General features: G+C 48.5%; 14 protein-coding genes and 1 pseudogene. 11 read left to right on the forward strand and 4 right to left on the reverse strand.

The annotated features are described in order from the left end of the window. Nucleotides 1–82 precede the first annotated feature (82 nt). The 3 genes from ABUK12_RS06290 (at nt 83) to ABUK12_RS06300 (ending at nt 2,351) form a co-directional block, all read left to right on the forward strand. Nucleotides 83–508 carry a hypothetical protein gene (locus ABUK12_RS06290; RefSeq protein WP_410015469.1) on the forward strand — a complete coding sequence of 142 codons (426 nt, stop codon included), beginning with the start codon at nt 83–85 and terminating at the stop codon, nt 506–508. A 48-nt stretch (nt 509–556) separates the two neighbouring features. After that, nucleotides 557–862 carry a transcriptional repressor gene (locus ABUK12_RS06295; RefSeq protein ID WP_410015470.1) on the forward strand — a complete coding sequence of 102 codons (306 nt, stop codon included), beginning with the start codon at nt 557–559 and terminating at the stop codon, nt 860–862. Between the two features lie 643 nt (nt 863–1,505). Further along, the gene (locus tag ABUK12_RS06300) at nt 1,506–2,351 is read left to right on the forward strand and encodes an AraC family transcriptional regulator (protein ID WP_410015471.1); all 846 of its coding nucleotides are present in this window, start codon (nt 1,506–1,508) and stop codon (nt 2,349–2,351) included. Between the two features lie 33 nt (nt 2,352–2,384). Here ABUK12_RS06300 and ABUK12_RS06305 read toward each other — a convergent pair whose 3' ends face one another. Continuing rightward, nucleotides 2,385–4,406 (reverse strand): TonB-dependent receptor domain-containing protein, encoded by a 2,022-nt coding sequence (locus ABUK12_RS06305; protein WP_410015472.1) that lies wholly within the window; start codon nt 4,404–4,406, stop codon nt 2,385–2,387. Nucleotides 4,407–4,696: 290 nt separating this feature from the next. Between ABUK12_RS06305 and ABUK12_RS06310 the strand changes: the two genes are divergently transcribed. Beyond that, nucleotides 4,697–5,329, forward strand: a complete 633-nt coding sequence (locus ABUK12_RS06310) for a YbhB/YbcL family Raf kinase inhibitor-like protein (protein WP_410015473.1) — start codon at nt 4,697–4,699, stop codon at nt 5,327–5,329. A gap of 28 nt (nt 5,330–5,357) precedes the next feature. After that, nucleotides 5,358–6,236, forward strand: a complete 879-nt coding sequence (locus tag ABUK12_RS06315) for a helix-turn-helix transcriptional regulator (RefSeq protein WP_410015474.1) — start codon at nt 5,358–5,360, stop codon at nt 6,234–6,236. Between the two features lie 153 nt (nt 6,237–6,389). On the opposite strand, the gene ABUK12_RS06320 is transcribed toward ABUK12_RS06315, so the two are convergent. After that, nucleotides 6,390–7,274: an NmrA family NAD(P)-binding protein gene (locus tag ABUK12_RS06320; RefSeq protein ID WP_410015475.1), complete on the reverse strand. Its 885-nt coding sequence runs from the start codon at nt 7,272–7,274 to the stop codon at nt 6,390–6,392. A gap of 78 nt (nt 7,275–7,352) precedes the next feature. Between ABUK12_RS06320 and ABUK12_RS06325 the strand changes: the two genes are divergently transcribed. Beyond that, complete coding sequence (locus tag ABUK12_RS06325) at nt 7,353–7,961, forward strand: TetR/AcrR family transcriptional regulator (protein ID WP_410015476.1); 609 nt, start codon at nt 7,353–7,355, stop codon at nt 7,959–7,961. A gap of 233 nt (nt 7,962–8,194) precedes the next feature. Further along, nucleotides 8,195–9,082 (forward strand): annotated as a pseudogene (locus tag ABUK12_RS06330) (12-oxophytodienoate reductase); the annotation flags it as partial. Nucleotides 9,083–9,261: 179 nt separating this feature from the next. Here the strand turns inward: ABUK12_RS06330 and ABUK12_RS06335 are convergent. Further along, complete coding sequence (locus ABUK12_RS06335; RefSeq protein WP_410015477.1) at nt 9,262–10,557, reverse strand: MFS transporter; 1,296 nt, start codon at nt 10,555–10,557, stop codon at nt 9,262–9,264. A 302-nt stretch (nt 10,558–10,859) separates the two neighbouring features. Between ABUK12_RS06335 and ABUK12_RS06340 the strand changes: the two genes are divergently transcribed. Further along, on the forward strand, nt 10,860–11,573 hold the full coding sequence (locus ABUK12_RS06340; RefSeq protein ID WP_410015478.1) for a FadR/GntR family transcriptional regulator: 714 nt from the start codon (nt 10,860–10,862) through the stop codon (nt 11,571–11,573). 48 nt (nt 11,574–11,621) lie between these two features. Here the strand turns inward: ABUK12_RS06340 and ABUK12_RS06345 are convergent, their stop codons facing one another. Next, nucleotides 11,622–12,875, reverse strand: a complete 1,254-nt coding sequence (locus ABUK12_RS06345) for an enolase C-terminal domain-like protein (protein ID WP_410015479.1) — start codon at nt 12,873–12,875, stop codon at nt 11,622–11,624. A 412-nt stretch (nt 12,876–13,287) separates the two neighbouring features. On the opposite strand from ABUK12_RS06345, the gene ABUK12_RS06350 reads away from it, so the two are divergent. The 3 genes from ABUK12_RS06350 (at nt 13,288) to idnD (ending at nt 16,577) form a co-directional block, all read left to right on the forward strand. Further along, nucleotides 13,288–14,055: an SDR family oxidoreductase gene (locus ABUK12_RS06350; protein ID WP_410015480.1), complete on the forward strand. Its 768-nt coding sequence runs from the start codon at nt 13,288–13,290 to the stop codon at nt 14,053–14,055. 111 nt (nt 14,056–14,166) lie between these two features. After that, nucleotides 14,167–15,531, forward strand: a complete 1,365-nt coding sequence (locus ABUK12_RS06355; protein ID WP_410015481.1) for an MFS transporter — start codon at nt 14,167–14,169, stop codon at nt 15,529–15,531. Beyond that, nucleotides 15,531–16,577, forward strand: a complete 1,047-nt coding sequence (gene idnD, locus ABUK12_RS06360; protein ID WP_410015482.1) for an L-idonate 5-dehydrogenase — start codon at nt 15,531–15,533, stop codon at nt 16,575–16,577. The genes ABUK12_RS06355 and idnD overlap by 1 nt, the downstream gene beginning before the upstream one ends. The last annotated feature ends 234 nt before the right edge of the window (nt 16,578–16,811 follow it).

Here is a 16,811-nt window from a genome sequence, read left to right on the forward strand (position 1 = left end):
ATAAAACGGCCGGATTTCCAAACTAAAATCAAAACACCAATGGTAATATTTATCATTCTCATATTCCATAAAGGACATGGCAATGCTTGTAATAGATGATTCAAGATTCCCTTTAGTGTGGTTGAAACAGGTCAATGATGAAAAGGAATTAAACAATAACAGTTTTGATGTTGAAAACACTTTTTCTCAGCTAAAAGCACTTTTTGCAAGGAAAACCCCTTTTATATTGATCAATGGAGATGATTATGGAAATGAGGAAAATCACGCGCATTCTAAAGAAGAAAAAATGATTATTGTTAAATGGATGAAAAACAACAAACCTGATGTTAGAAATTATATAATAGCTCAGGTCCAGGTCATCCCAAAGGAGAAGCAAACGATATTACTCAGCGCTTTTTCAAAAACATTTTCTAAATTTTGGGGCTTTCCTTTAATTATAGCCAGCAATAAAGACGCAGCAATTGAAAAGGCTCACGAATTACTTAAACGCATTGAAGATAAAAATTAAAAGCCATTGTTAATTTGAAAAAGCATGCTCAGTATGAGAAATAATTTAATGAAGAAAATATTACGATACACCATCCCCAGAGCATATGTATTAGACGTTATGCAAAAGCATCAGGATGCTTTTCAGGAGGTAAGGGATATCTATATTAATATGTACGATGAAAAAAAGATTAGTCTAAGCGTGGTTTATCGCGCATCCCGAGAATTGTATGAAGCCGGTCTATTGGAGAGACAACTGAATGAGAGAAGTGGACGAATCTCATACCGACATAAATCATCATATAGTTCACAAAAATTACATAACAGTGCAAATCATCAACTATTGACTACGCCAAGTCAATTAGATTCAGCTTAACCGCTGATTTTTAAAACCGACACAATAACACTCTTTGATGGACCCCATCATTCAGGCAATTGCACAATGCAGTGCTTTCGAAAAACAACATTTAACAACACGTAAAGAATGACATTAATAAAAATAAAACATGATTAACATAAACGAAATAAATCATACCTAAAAAAGCAAGAACACCTCTCATATAATCACCTTTATAAAAGCAGTACTTAATTGTATTCTTTTATTGTATCAACACACCCATTAATATATTAATTCTCCACTATACCGATAATTCCGCCATCCGTGTGTAAGCCTCAATGACCGCCTGGGGATAAAATCAATTAATTGTCTAATTGACCATCTGAATAAAATGAAGTTGAATATTAAATGGTAGACATAAATGAATCCACTTTTAAGATTTATCAACTCGATTAGATGCTTTTGAACCATCAGATTTTAATGAATAAAACTGTTAATTAGTAGAGCACAATGGTGAAGATGATAATAATTTAAATAAAGCATATTTTAGCAAAAACCTCAAAAAAATCACAACAATTTAGTTATTATAATTGGAGATTTTTACGCTCGCCTAGCTTAAAACTTTCCACTTCATATGGTTAATGTTATAATCTTAGTTATTCGACCAAGAGGTTTGAATTCTATGACAACTGATCGCTCATTTGATACAGTAAACCATTACGAAATTTCTGAAGTGAGAAATCCCTTTTTACCAGTTTTATCCATTAAATCAGATAATTTTACAGATTACTGGGAACTCAAGCCACATCAGCATCCTGAAGCTCAACTAATATTTTCGCCAAAAGGAATTATAATATGTGAAGTAAAAAAATCAATCTACCTAATACCACCGCAATGTGCTATATGGATACCAACTAATACAGTTCACTCTACAAGAGGAGCCGGCAATACTAGCTGTTACTGCTTATTCATTGACACTACTAAAATAAAGGGGCTTCCTGAAGAATGTGCAACTCTTTCTGTACATCCTCTTTTGCGTGAATTGATTTTTTTTGCCTCAAATTTTAACGGCAAATCTACATTATCAGAATCCGAAAAAAAAATAATAGATGTATTAGTCGATCAGTTAAAAGCTACGACTAAACTCGAAGTTAGTCTTCCAATGCCTTCAGAATCGCGCTTATATTCAGTAACCAATGAGCTTATTAAAAGTCCGAATAATTCACTTAAACTTCATGAATGGGCGCTAAGAGTCAATATGAGTGAAAGAAGCTTCACCAGGTTAGTGCAACATGAGCTGGGCATGAGCTTTGGCAGATGGAAGCAGCAACTTCATATAGTTATAGCACTTCAGCGAATTTCCGAGGGGGATAGTATTACCGCTATTGCACTTGACCTGGGTTATGAAAATGCAAGCAGTTTTGTTAGCATGTTCAAAAAAATATTAGGTAAACCACCGCTGAGTTATTTTAATGATTTAAAAAATTCATCTTCAAAACTTATCGATTTGCATGAAATTAAAAAATAGAAAGGGGGTGCCATCCTCCCCCGTTTTTATTACCTAAAAAGAATAATTCACAGCAAGCCAGTATCGTCTGCCATCTTCAACATAACCATAATCATCATAACGAATTTTTTTGTCGAGAATATTTGAAACACCAGCCTTAATATCTACATTTTTGGCGACTGCATAATCCGCTCCGATATCTAATATGGCAAATGAAGGTGCCTGGATAGGTAATATAGTCGCTTGTGCGCCACCTACATTATCACTATCCTTTCCGCGAATATTTATTGCCAGCCAGGTTTTCAACCTATCACTATATTGATAATTAACAGTACTATTGAATTGATGTTTAGGCAGTTTATTAAGTGGCTTCCCTTTATTTTCACCAGACTGCTGTTTTGAATAGGTATATGTATAGTTATTCGCAATGCTTACTTTTTCAGTAACAGGAAAAGCAAGTGAGGCTTCAACACCCCGAGTTACTGCTTTACCAATATTTGTATAGATAAGTGGGTAAGCACCATAAACATTAGGTACTGACAGACATTGGTTTTCTGGGCAAGATACTGTATCTATCTTGTCCTTGAACTGGTTATTAAATAATGTAATACCTCCTGTTAATCCTTCATCGTTGTCATAAAGGAGTCCCATTTCTTGGGTTATTGACTTTTCCGGTTTCAGATCAGGATTTCCGTAAACGTTGCCAACATAAGATACGGTACCAAACGATGTTGAAGTTTCTGTAATAGCCGGTGCTTTGAAACCACTACTGACGCCCCCTTTAATCGTCCAGTTTGTGGCAACATTCCAGACACCATAAATTCTCGGGCTCCAGTGACTCCCAAACTGATCATCATCATCAAAACGTACACCTGAAGTTAAAGTGAAATCTTCAGTAGCCAGCCATGCGTCTTCCAGGAACAAGGACTTTTCGGTACGTTTTAGATCTGTCTCACTGGATAGCTGATTTGATGTTCCATCATGTAACTTTTTAATACTAAGTTCTCCACCAAAGGTCAGGATATGGCTGCCTATATTTGAAGAAAGTGAGGATCGCATGTTTAAATTCTTTAGCCAAACATCCTCAGAACCTATCGTATAATCTTCGCTTTGGATATACGATTCTGTTTTTCCAATGGGCAAATAGCCAATATGATTTACAGAAAAACGGTTAACCTCAGTCTTTTTCCTGTAATCTGTCGGCACGCCAGTGACATAATTATATGCTGGGCTAATAGACTTCCCTACGGTCTGAGTTATATCCTGTTGTGTATGATTAGCTGTAAAAGTAATTTCTTGTTTATCCGAAGGGGTTAGTGTTATCTTGCCTGTTATGTTATCTCTTTTGCTACCTCGATAACCATTATAGATATCGTCTTCGTCACGCTTAGAATAATTTCCATAAGCCTGCATTGAAAGGATATTGTCAATCAATGGACCGGTTAAAAAGAAATTATTCTGAAATATATTACCCGAATCACTATGCTCCTGCATTGTAAAATCGGCGCCAATACTTCCTTGCCATTTATTTGAATTTTTACGTGTTATTATATTAATTACACCACCCATTGCATCTGATCCATATAAAGCGGACATCGGCCCTCGTATAACCTCAATATGATCTATTGCAGAAGCAGGAGGCATCCAGGCATTCATCTGACCATAGCCATCAAATAAACGGCTCGTATCCCTGGAGTCAATTCTCATACCATCGACCATATATAAGGTATAATCAGATCCCATGCCACGAATATTTATCTCCTTGTGATCCCCGCCAATCGTGGTAGTGATACCCGGAACCCCTTGGAGCAAATCTGCGATATCACGATAAGGTTTTTTTTGGATTTCTTCACTTGATATCGAAGTGACAGACGCAGGTGCCTGGCTTGTAGATTTATCCATTCCATTGGCGCTTGCGCTTACAACCATCGTTTCGTCTTTATTATTGTTATTAAGTTTATTTTCACTACCTTCATCAATCGGTGTTGCATGTGCCTGGGAAAAACAAGTAAGAAAATAAAAAACACTTAATTTCAATCGAAATGGGGCTGTTACTCGCGCTTTATTGAGATACATTTTACACGCCTTTATATGATAATGATACTCATTATTATTCAAGAGAAGGTAATATAATTAAATAAATTACAAAGCACATTGCTAAATTCGGTCATTTTATTCTTCTTTTCGGCCATTCTTCGGCTTCACAAAACAAAAGCAGCCATCATTCACGTGATACGTTTTTTGTTTTAAACTAAGCATGTCCAGCCAAAATGATAGCTTCAGGAAGAAATTTGACTGGATGAGGCACTGGTAAGGTTTGTGAAAGTCGTATAATCGATTTTTCCATTCATAGACAAGGCAACAGCATGAAATTATATAGCCATAATTTTAAAGATGGCGGTGCCATCCCCGGCAAGAATAGTTTTGCCGTTTACGATCCTGAAAATAATATCCGTTTATCTGATAACCTTAACCCACACCTCCGCTGGGAAGATGTTCCCGCGGGTACGCAGTCGCTGGTGCTCCTTTGCCACGATCCCGATGTTCCTACCAGTGCTGAAAATGTAAATCAGCCAGGTAAGAGGGTCCCGGCATCGTTGCCCCGCGCCGATTTTTTTCACTGGTTACTGTTAAATATCCCGGCGGGTCAGAGCGAAATCGTTGAGGGGTCACAATCCCATGGCATTTCCGCTGGAGGCAAACAGGGTCCCTCTGCGCCAGATGGACTGACCCATGGCATAAATGATTATACCGGGTGGTTTGCCAATGATGAGTCGATGGCGGGCACCTACTATGGCTATGATGGTCCTTGTCCGCCGTGGAATGATGAAATAATCCATCATTATGTATTCACATTATATGCGCTCCCGACCCCGACATTGAACGTAGCAGGAGAGCTTACTGGTGCTAACATCCGTCGCACGCTGGAAAACAGCGACGTTTTGGCCAAAGCTACGCTGACTGGAGTCTACAGTCTTAACCCGGACGTGAAAGTGTAACGCTCAGCGTCTAAGCAGCAGGTAAACCATGACCAGAGAAAATAGGTTATTCGCATCAGATGAGAAATACGCCTTGAGCAGTGAACAATTTTCCTGGTCTGGTTTTTATGGCAGCAACACCAGCCGTAATAATCTGGTTTCGGTGGCTTATCCGCAACTCAGGGTGGAGCAGAGTACCCCCTCTTTTTTCTTCTTTGAACCGACGGTGCTGATCGTATTAGCGGGAAGAATTGAGTTCCTGGCTTCGGGGGAAAACCATACATTAGCTGATAAGGCCGCCGTAGGTTTTATAGATCAGGGCGTGATTGCCGATTATACCAAATATCCCCCGAGTAATGACTCTCCGTTCCGGTCAATATTTCTCACTTTCAGTGCAGATGTGTTGGAATATTTTTATCAGTTTTTTCAGGGCGACATTTCCAGTGCTAAAAAGAAACCTCAGTTCACCACGGTTGATCTTAATAGCGCTCTACACGAATCATTGCGAACGTTACTGAAAAACCTGGATCAGCCGAGTCTTAGCGATGCAAGGATCCGGTTAAGAATTTTTGACTTACTGTTAGTCCTTGCCGAGCAAAATATTCATTTTACCCTTCCACAACGACAGGGCGTCTTTCCACGTTTAAGCCGCCTGCTACGCGCCTCACCAGAAATCTGCTGGACTGCCCGCTCCGCCGGTGAAGCATTGGCTATGAGCGAATCAACCCTGCGAAGGCGGTTGCGCGAAGAGGGTATCCGCTTTGAGAAGCTTCTCGTGGATATACGCATGCACCACGGCTTATTGCTGATACAAACCACCAACTGGAACATGACGCAGGTGGCAGATGCCTGCGGCTACAAATCGGTTTCACGCTTCGCTGAAAGATTTACACAGCGCTTTGGCCTGTCTCCATCGCGGTTACGTTAGTACTTTCATTAGGGCCATACGTTTTATAGGTAATAAGCATCAGATAAATTATCTTATTCATTGCGAATGTTATGAATAATTTGATTAACGTTCATTTTCATCAATATTGGATGAGGAGATCTCTTTAACGTAGTGTCTGATGACACGCCGTATCTACCGATTGAAAAAAGCAATATTTTCCTGCAGCCAATCTGACAATGAGCGCGGGGGCAATCCAGTTAATTCTTCAACAGTCAGAGTGCGCTCAATCAGCACTGAATGGTTGAAAATCCGGTCAAGTCCAATAAGCAGTTCAGTGACAAACGGTGAAAGACCGTCAGCAAGTAATGCAGCGCGCTGTTCATTGGGTGAGCGGTCAATATAGGTGACCGTACGACCTAAAAGATCGGATAATTTCTCAGCAATCTCAGGCATTGTCCAGTTACGCGGACCCGTTAGGTGATAAGCACGTTGGGAGTTATCTGCTACTTTTTCAAGCAGCGCTACACGTGCCGCCCCGGCTACATCGCGGGTGTCAATCAGATTGACGCGCCCGTTACCTGCAGCGCCCGCCCAGGTTCCCGCAGCGACCTGGCTTCCAGCACGCTTGAGTATATCCATGAAAGTAGTGGGTCTCAATACGGTTGAGGCCACAGGTTGTCGGGCCAGATGAGCCTCTATCACTGCATGCCATGCAAAAGGATTTATGGGCGTTGCTGGCCCCATCACCGAAAGCTTAACAATATGTCGCACGCCTGTTTTTACAGCAGCATCAATGAGTGCTATCTCATTAGCCACCTGTTGAGATGATGTCCCATGAGCAATGAAAAGCTTATCGGCACCTGCTAGCCCCCTTTCGAGCGTTGAGGGTTTATCAAAATTCACAACAACAGATGATACCCTGTCGGAAATATTTTCAGGTCTCTTCTGACGCGTGAGTGCAATGACCGCTACGGGATCTGATGCGAGCATATTGATTAAGTGTGAGCCGACCCGACCCGTGGCACCCGCGACAGCGATGCGAAGTTCAGGCGCTTGAGTATTCGATTGATTAAGCATGGTGAACCCTTATTATATGATGGAACGATCAGTCCAGCAATCTTGGTACGATCATTCCAAATTGTCAACGGAGGATTTATGGGCGGTAAACCGCAATACGATGAAAGTGCCGTGCTGAATGCGGCGATCGGCGTTTTCTGGAGTCATGGTTATGCAAACGCCTCCATCAGCGACCTTACTGAAGCAACAGGTCTGTCCCGCTCCAGCCTTTATCAGCGATTTAAGGATAAGGACGGGCTCTTCAATGAGTGCCTCAGGCTGTATACGGACCGCGTCCTGTCTCGCATGAATTCAATTCAACTTGCGTCCCCAAGAGCAAGGGTTGAAGCATTGCTGCGTGAATTCCTTCCGGATAACGCTGGACTGGATAACCTCAGAGGTTGCCTGCTGTCTCGCAGCCTCAGTGAGCAAGCCGATCTTACCGCCGCAGGGAAAATGACGATGAACGTGGGGATTCGCCAACAGCGACAGATATTGTTAAACATTCTGGCGAAGGGGCAACAAACGGGAGAAATCGCGCAGGATATCAATCTGGAACTGCTGGCCTGGTATTACTTTGGCATTCTGCAGTCGGTGGTAAATCTGCCTTCAGCAGGCGCAAGCCGACAGACACTTTCACAGCTCATTGATATTTCAATGTCGGCCTGGCCAAAAAAACGAGATTACCCTCCGGATTCTGATGGATAACCTGAATGTGTATCATTAATAATATCAGGACTCGCGCTTAGCGGAGTTTAAGATCAGAAAGGGGTAGCGCGTCAGCAGGCAACGTTTTGCTTAAACAACACATTGGGTTGTCCACCTTTTCTCATTTCATTCCAGCAACCTGATTAAATTGCCGCCTGGCTGCTTCGACTTCAGGCACCTTATTAAGCGTCCATTGGCGTAGTCCACGAAGCGGCATCCCTTTTTCCCTTTTTCCCTTTTTCCATGGTGAAGCGGCACTTTGGCTGGAAAAACGTTATTGATGCTGTGCACAGTGCAGGCGGCCGCATGGCGCCGCAGATCTGGCATACCGGTGCAGTGCGTTATATCAACGGCTGGGAGCCGGCAGCCCCTGTTGAAAGCCCGTCAGGTTTTGATGCGCCCGGAGACCCACGCGGCGTTGCAATGAGTGAAGAAGATATTGCGGATACCGTTTCGGCGTTCGTAAAGGCAGCGGCGGATGCCAAACGTCTGGGCTTCGACACGGCCGAAATCCATGGCGCTCATGGATTTTTAATCGACCCGTTCTTCTGGGCCGGTACTGATCTGCGTACGGACCGCTACGGTGGCCCAACAATCAAAGAACGTTCGCGCTTTGCCAGTGAGATTATCTCTGCCGTTCGTCACGCAGTCGGTCCTGATTTTCCGATTATCATGCGTGTCAGCCAATGGAAGCAGCAGGACTTCGGGGTACGAATTGCCGAAACCCCGGCGGTGATGGAAGAATGGTTATTACCGCTGGTTGAGGCTGGCGTCGATATCCTACACTGTTCGCAACGTCGATTCTGGGAGCCGGAATTCCCTGAAATTGATGGCGGAAACGGCCTGAACTGTGCGGGTTAGGCGAAAAAGTGACCGGCGCCGCGACGATTAGCGTAGGTTCGGTTGGTCTGGATAACGATGTGACTAATGCTTTCGCCGGAAAGGGATCGGCTCCTGCGAGCCTTGAGCGCCTTATTGAGCGCATGGAGCGTGAAGAGTGTGATCTCATCGCCGTGGGCCGTGCCCTGCTAAGCGATCCGGATTGGGTAACGAAAGTGGAAGATGGCAATTACACAGCATTGAGCGGATTTACTCCGGCATCCCTGGCTGAATGGGTTTAAGACTGCACGACAGGTGTTTCAAGTCTATTCATAAGGCGGCCCTGTAAATCGGGACCGTCTGGCAGGACTGACCCCGCCCAGATGGCCGTGCCGGCGGGTACGGTTGTAGAACACTTACACATAATCGAAGGTAATGGACGCAAAATACAGGCCGTTAAAGTAACCGGCCTGTATAGGGATTAGGGTAGCGCCACCGCCTTCGACGCCGCCTGCGCAGAGGATTTATTACTGAAACCGGTCAAAGCGGTCAAGATGACGGCGATCACCAGTGAACCGCCCATAAAAACATAAGACGCCTGCGGCCCCTGGAAAACGCCATTCAGGTAGCCGACAATCCACGCCCCGACAAACGAGCCCAGCGCGCCGAAGCTGACGATAAACGCCATCGCCCCCGCCATGACATTGCGCGGCAACAACTCCGGCACCGCGGCAAAAAAAGGCCCATAAGGGGTGTACATCGCTCCGCCGGCGATCACCAGCAGCACGTAGGACAACCAAAAATGGTCGGCGCCCAGGGTAAAGGATCCGCAAAAACATACCGCCCCCAGTCCCAGGAACAACAGCACCACCAGCTTACGCTGCTGAAATTTATCGGAGAAATAGGAGGCGGTCAGCATCAGCGGCACCGCCAGCAGGTAAGGCGCGGCGGATAGCCAACCGGTGGCCACGATGCCCAAACCCGAGGCGGTCTTCAGGATCGAAGGCAGCCACATAATGAAACCGTACATGCCGATATTCCAGAAGAAATGGATAAACGACAACGCCAGCACCTTCTTCGAGCGGAACGCCTCGGCGTAATTTTTCACGGGTTTCATTTCCACCTGCTCGGCCGCCAGCGCAGCCTCAAGATCCTGCTTCTCTTGGTCTGTCAGCCATTTGGCGTCTTTCGGCCGGTCAACAAAGATAACCCACCAGATAACCGCCCAGACGATCGCCGGCACGCCTTCGATGATAAACATGCCGCGCCAGCCGAAGGAATTCACCAGATAACCTGACACAATCGACATCCACAACACCGTGATCGGGTTGCCTAGGAATAGGAACGTATTGGCTTTGGAACGCTCGCGCTTGGTAAACCAGTGGCTGAGGAACACCAGCATCGCCGGCATCACCACGCTTTCGGCCACGCCCAGCAGGAAACGGATCACGGCCAGCGCCGCCACGCTATGCACTATGCCGGTTGCAGTCGCCAGGATCCCCCACAATATCAGGCTCCAGAAAATCAGTTTTTTGGCGCTGCGCCGTTCCGAATAGATGCCGCCCGGCACCTGGAAGAAAAAATAACCCAGGAAAAACAACGCGCCCAGCAACGACGATATGCCTGGAGTGATATTCAGATCGTGCGCCAGTCCTGAGGCGGCGCCAAAACCGTAGTTGGCGCGATCGAGATAGGCCAGGCTGTAGGTTATAAAAGCCAGCGGGATCAGTTTACGCCAGCGTATCGGCGCTAGGTTCTGTGGCAAAAGTTGACTCATGTCGATATTCCAAGGGGGTTAATTATTACCGGTCAGTACCTGAAGCCGGAGTGTTTATCTTTCTTCATTGCCAAACACTACCTGTCACACAACATCTTGTATGACATCATTCATGTTTAAAAATGCGGCATTCTCCATCGCCGATCAATGACCAATCCGCCAAAATGAAGTGACGATCACATATTTTATTTTCAGCGGCTGGTTTCGGCCTGACAGCATGAAAATGCGCTTTTTGGCTTCACAGCCCCCGCTGGGCGTGCTATACACAGGCATGTTGTAGGACAACGTATGCGACGGACACCATGAGCATTCAATCAATACAGAAACACAACGTGGTTAACGCGGTTTATGATCAGATCAAGGAAAAGCTGCTGGACGGAAGTTGGCCCCCGGGCAGCAAGCTACCTTCCGAGGCCGAACTGACCGCCTCGTTCAACGTCAGCCGCGTCAGCATCCGCAGCGCGGTACAGCGCCTGCGCGATCTGGGTATTGTCATCACTCACCAGGGCAAAGGCAGCTTTGTCACCAAGGACCTTAACCAGCAAAGTCTGTTAAACGAACACCAACCCATCATGCACCTGAGCCGCGAAGAGTTTCACGATATGATGGTGTTCCGCCAAACGGTGGAGTTCAAATGCATGGAGCTGGCGGTATGCAACGCCACGCCCGACGACATCACCGCCCTGGAACAGGCGTTGAACCGCATGCTGGTGAACAAGGACGACTACAAAAAGTATTCACAGGCCGACTTTGATTTCCATCTGGCGATCGCCAAGGCATCGCAGAACAAAGTGTTTTACAACGTCATGAATTCCATCAAAGACATCTACTACTACTATCTGGAAGAGCTGAACCGCGCACTCGGCATCTCGCTGGAAAGCGTCGAGGCCCATATCAAGGTGTTCATGGCGATCAAGAACCGAGACTCCTCCACCGCGGTGGCGGTGCTCAATGAAGCGATGTCGGAAAACGTGGCGGCGATTGAGAAACTGAAACAGTCGGCGCCGGACGCATAAGCGCCCGGCCGCTATAAGAGGATGCCATCCTCCTATGCCGCGCGTTCCCTATGGCCGCGACGCAGTCCCATCAGGAGTACGCGCCAGGGTCCAGGACGGGATACCACCGATACAGGGGTATTGCGCCGCTTTTTCCTCATTGATATCAATGCCCAGCCCCGGGCGGTCGCTCAGGTACGCATAACCCAGCTCGATTTCCGGGCAGCCGGGGAACACCTCTCGCAGCGCGTCGTTGACCGGCGTGTATTCCTGGATGCCGAAGTTGGTCACGCTCATATCCAGGTGCAGGTTGGCGCAAACGCCCACTGGCGAAATGTCACCCGGGCCATGCCAGGCGGTGCGCACGCCGTGGATTTCGCTCAGCGTCGCCAGCTTTTTCGCCGGGGTGATGCCACCGATGGTGCTGACATGGCAACGGATATAATCGATCAGGTTGTGAGTAATCAGCGGTCTCCAGTCATTGACGCTGGTAAACAATTCGCCCATCGAAATCGGCGTGGACGATTGTTGGCGCAGCATCTTCAGCCAATCGATATTTTCCGGCGCCACGGGGTCCTCAAGATAAAACATCTGGTACTGTTCCAGATTCTTGGCCAGCTGGATGGCGGCCATCGGCGTCACGCGCTCGTGCACATCATGGATAAATTCGATGCCGAAGCCGAGTGTATTGCGCAGATGGTCGAACAGGCGCGGCACGCTTTTCACGTAGGCATCCGGATCGAAATAAATCCCCGGCGTGCTGGCGCGCGGCGAGCGTTTCGGCTGAATGTTCTTTGCCCGGGCCAGCCGGGTGGCGATAAGCTTCAGGTCGTCGGTACCCGCGCCGCCATACATGCCCATCTGGCAGCGGACGTACTGATAGCCCTCTTCCATGCGTGCGCGGACATTGTCCTCCACTTCAAATTCGTCGCTGCCGTCGGTATGCACGTACAGCGGAATGCCATCGCGGCATTTGCCGCCCAGCAGCTCATACACCGGCATGCCGGCCAGCTTGCCTTTGATATCCCATAACGCCATGTCCACGCCGGACAGCGCGTTATTCATGATGGGGCCGCTGCGCCAGTAACCGCTTACGCAGGCCGATTGCCAGATATCCTCGATGCGCGCCGGGTCCTTGCCAATCAGGAACGGCGCCATGTAGCCGTCGATGGCGCTTTTCACCGCCTGGATACGCTGGGTAAAGGTGGCGCAGCCCAGGCCATATAATCCCGGCTGATTGGTTTCTACCTTCACCACCGCCAGATCGATGCCGCCCGGGGCGGTCAGAATGGTTTTCACCGCGGTGATTTTCAAATTACTCACAGTCACTCCTTAAATGTAATGTTTGCCCGTTAACATCCGTGTTCATTTCACGGCGGCGTGTTCCCTCGCCTTAACCGCCCGGACACCCAACCGGCTAGTGTTATCAGATCTAGCATCTCATATGTTGTCCTACAAGTATTTTTCGTTATACCAGTGAAAATGCACGATGCAAAGCCTGCGAATCCAAGAATGTGCACCCGGTCATAAAATTAACAATAATATATTATCTAATTGTTTTAAAACGTATTTAACGAAATAAATAACATAAAAATAAATTATTCTGTGATCTTCACCGCAAAAAATATGTATGTGCATTGCTTTAAAAAATTCATTACTTCACTTTAAATATGAATGATGTCATACAAGTTAACGAGCGATATCTATCGCCATGACCCCATAATGAGGAATTGCTATGTCTGCACTGTTTGATTTAACCGGGAAAACGGCACTGGTGACCGGTTCGGCACGAGGTTTGGGATATTGTTACGCCGAAGGGCTGGCCGCCGCTGGCGCCAGCGTAGTCCTGAACGATATCCGCGCGGAGCTGCTGGATGAATCGGTACAAAAACTCCGTGCTAAAGGTTATCAGGCGCAGGGCGTCGCCTTCGACGTCACCAATGAGGATGCGGTGGAAAGCGCGTTTGCCGCCCTGGAACAACAGGGGCTGCCGGTGGATATCCTGATTAACAATGCCGGCATCCAGTACCGCAAACCCATGGTGGAGCTGGAGCTGGAACAGTGGCAACGCGTCATCGACACTAACCTGACCAGCGCTTTTATCGTTTCGCGCGCGGCCGCGAAACGGATGATTGCCCGCGGCAACGGCGGCAAGATCATCAATATCGGATCGCTGACCAGCCAGGCCGCCCGCCCCACCGTGGCGCCCTATACCGCGGCCAAAGGCGGTATCAAGATGCTGACCTGCTCAATGGCCGCCGAATGGGCGGAATTCAACATTCAGACCAACGCCATCGGCCCCGGTTATATCCTTACCGATATGAACACCGCGCTTATCGACAATAAACAGTTCGACGCCTGGGTCAAAGCCAGCAACCCGTCAAAGCGCTGGGGCAAGCCGGAAGAACTGATCGGCACCGCGGTGTTCCTTTCCTCCACCGCGTCCGACTACATCAACGGCCAGATTATCTACGTCGACGGCGGCTGGCTGGCCGTGCTGTAACCCGCCCAGCCTGATCTGAATATACCTATGCCCACAGCATCGCCGCTGTGGGCTATATCCCTGTATCCGTCTGCTTATAAAAAAATGGTACCTTTTGACCAGGAAAATAAAATGAAAGCAACCAAGTCGCGATTCTTTATTTTGTCGCTGTTATTTATCGTAACGGCAATTAATTATATGGACCGGGCCAACCTGTCCGTCGCCGGCAGTAAAATCCAGGCCGATTTCGATTTAAGTCCCACCCAGCTTGGGCTGCTGTTCTCCATGTTCACCTGGTTCTACGCCGCCAGCCAGATCCCGGTAGGTTATGTGCTGGACCGCATCGGCTCACGCGTCCTGTACGGCAGCGCCATCATCCTGTGGAGCGTGTTTACCTTCCTGATGGGGTTTGCCTCGCATCACCTGTTTGCCACCGCTACCGCGTCATTCCTGATGTTACTGGGCTGCCGGGCCTTGATCGGCATAGCCGAAGCGCCCTCTTTCCCGTCCAATACCAAGATAATCGCCACCTGGTTTCCCGATCATGAACGGGCGCGCGCCACCGCCATTTATTCCAGCGCGCAATACATCGGGCTGGCGCTGCTCACTCCGGCACTGTCGTTTATCGTGGCGGAATTCGGCTGGCAAATGTCATTTTACCTTTCCGGCGCCGCCGGCGTCCTGTTCGGCATCTTCTGGCTGATGAAATACCGCGATCCGCAGCATAGCGTCAAGACCAACCGGCAAGAACTGGATTATATCCGCGACGGCGGCGGCTACGGTTCACTAAACCAGGCTAACGTCAGCGAAAAAGTACGCTGGGCCGATATTCGCTTCTTCCTGAAAAAACGCACCATCTGGGGTCTGTTTATTGCCCAGTTCGCCTGTTCCTCCACGCTATATTTCTTCCTGACCTGGTTTATCGTCTATCTGGAAAAGGGGCTGCACCTGTCGATCGCCAAAGCGGGCCTGGGAGCTTCCTTTCCATACCTGATGGCCATGGCCGGCGTGCTGTGCGGCGGCACCCTGAGCGACATGCTGCTGAAAAAAGGCGCATCGCGTACGCTGGCCCGCAAACTGCCCGTGATGTCCGGGCTGTGCCTGACCATGGTGATTTGCCTGGTCAACTATTTTGAAGACCAGCCCCTCATGGCCATTGCCATCCTGTCCATCGCCTTTTTCGCCAACGCCTTCTCCAATCTGGGTTGGGTGGTATGGAGCGACGTTATCCCGCGCAACTTTCTCGGCACCATGGGCGGCTGCCTGAATATCTGCGGCAACCTGTCCGGCATCATCAGTCCGATTGTCATCGGCGTGATCCTGCAGCGCACCAATAATTTCCAGTACGCGATGTGGTATATCGCCGCGGTCGCACTGGCCGGCCTGCTGGCCTACACCTTCCTGGTCGGGAAAATCGACGTGATCGTCCCGCCGAAATCAACTGAACCTGTCCGGCCGCAACCCGGCCCAGACGCACTTAAAATCGAGGTCAAATAATGAGCACCCATACAATCAGCTGCAAAGCCTGCTTCGCCTACAGTGAGAAAGATATTCGCGTAGAACAACGTGAGCTGGAATACCAGGATGAGGATGTGCTGGTGAAGGTGGACCGCGGCGGCATTTGCGGGTCCGACATCCATTATTACCAACATGGACGCGCCGGGATGTCGGTACTCAAACATCCCATGGTGGTCGGCCATGAGTTCGTTGGCGTTGTAAGCAAGGCGCCGGTGGACTCTAACCTGCGGGTCGGCCAGCGCGTGGCGGTCAATCCTTCGCAACCTTGCAACCATTGCGTGTTCTGCCTGGAGGGCAAGCAAAACCTGTGCTCCGCCATGCGTTTTATGGGCAGCGCGCAGTTCGATCCGCATGTTAACGGGGGATTCTCCGAATATGTGGTGGCTGCTGTAAAACAGTGTATTCCTTATGATGAGCACGCCGAACCGAAAGTCATCGCCTTTGCCGAACCGCTGGCGGTGGCGATCCACGCCGTTAACGCGGCGGGCACGCTGGTCGGCAAAAAAGTGCTGGTGATCGGCGCCGGGCCGATTGGCTGCCTGATCCTGGCCGCGGCGTTAAGCGCCGGGGCGGCCGAAGCCGTGGCGTGCGATGTCAGCGACCGCTGCCTGACGCTGGCCGCTCAGATGGGCGCCACCGCGACATTTAACCCGATGAATAAAGACAGCGCCGCTTTCTATCAGCGGGACCGGGGCTATTTTGACGTGGTGTTTGAAGCTTCCGGCAGCCCGGCGGCCATCAGCTCCACCGTCGCCCTCACCCGCCCGGCCGGCACCGTGGTGCAGGTGGGCATGGGCGCCAGCAGCGTAGAATACCCGGTGATGCCGATGCTGGTGAAAGAAATACGCTGGGTCGGATCTTTCCGTTTTATAGATGAGTTCGACACCGCGGTGAAATGGCTGCAGGACGGTCGCATCAATCCGCTGCCGCTGCTGAGCGGCGAATATCAGCCGGAAGCCATCGAGAGCGCGTTGATTGCCGCCGCCGATAAAACGATATCGTCAAAGATACAAATCAAATTCTAAGATTTCATCAATCTATCTCTGGGAAAAACCAACCTCAGGTTTTCAACATGGGGCTGGTTCGCATATAACAAATCAGGTTGTGTGTAGTCCCCCCGAAATTTAGTCTTACCGCTTGATGAAGTTCTCTGATTAAAATGCAACCAACGGGAGCCTCATTATGAAGAAAGCGCGTTTCACTGAAACTCAGATCTTTATACGGGTTCCCACTGATAAGCCCAAAATACCGCCATGGTC

Source organism: Sodalis sp. C49 (assembly GCF_046352915.1).
GTDB lineage: Bacteria > Pseudomonadota > Gammaproteobacteria > Enterobacterales > Enterobacteriaceae > Acerihabitans.

Coding starts and splice junctions, on each gene's coding strand:
- ABUK12_RS06290 (WP_410015469.1), top strand. CDS start 83: ATGCTTGTAATAGATGATTCAAGATTCCCTTTAGTGTGGTTGAAACAG.
- ABUK12_RS06320 (WP_410015475.1), bottom strand. CDS start 7,274: ATGCTTAATCAATCGAATACTCAAGCGCCTGAACTTCGCATCGCTGTC.
- ABUK12_RS06315 (WP_410015474.1), top strand. CDS start 5,358: ATGACCAGAGAAAATAGGTTATTCGCATCAGATGAGAAATACGCCTTG.
- idnD (WP_410015482.1), top strand. CDS start 15,531: ATGAGCACCCATACAATCAGCTGCAAAGCCTGCTTCGCCTACAGTGAG.
- ABUK12_RS06350 (WP_410015480.1), top strand. CDS start 13,288: ATGTCTGCACTGTTTGATTTAACCGGGAAAACGGCACTGGTGACCGGT.
- ABUK12_RS06300 (WP_410015471.1), top strand. CDS start 1,506: ATGACAACTGATCGCTCATTTGATACAGTAAACCATTACGAAATTTCT.
- ABUK12_RS06305 (WP_410015472.1), bottom strand. CDS start 4,406: ATGTATCTCAATAAAGCGCGAGTAACAGCCCCATTTCGATTGAAATTA.
- ABUK12_RS06335 (WP_410015477.1), bottom strand. CDS start 10,557: ATGAGTCAACTTTTGCCACAGAACCTAGCGCCGATACGCTGGCGTAAA.
- ABUK12_RS06355 (WP_410015481.1), top strand. CDS start 14,167: ATGAAAGCAACCAAGTCGCGATTCTTTATTTTGTCGCTGTTATTTATC.
- ABUK12_RS06340 (WP_410015478.1), top strand. CDS start 10,860: ATGAGCATTCAATCAATACAGAAACACAACGTGGTTAACGCGGTTTAT.
- ABUK12_RS06295 (WP_410015470.1), top strand. CDS start 557: ATGAAGAAAATATTACGATACACCATCCCCAGAGCATATGTATTAGAC.
- ABUK12_RS06310 (WP_410015473.1), top strand. CDS start 4,697: ATGAAATTATATAGCCATAATTTTAAAGATGGCGGTGCCATCCCCGGC.
- ABUK12_RS06325 (WP_410015476.1), top strand. CDS start 7,353: ATGGGCGGTAAACCGCAATACGATGAAAGTGCCGTGCTGAATGCGGCG.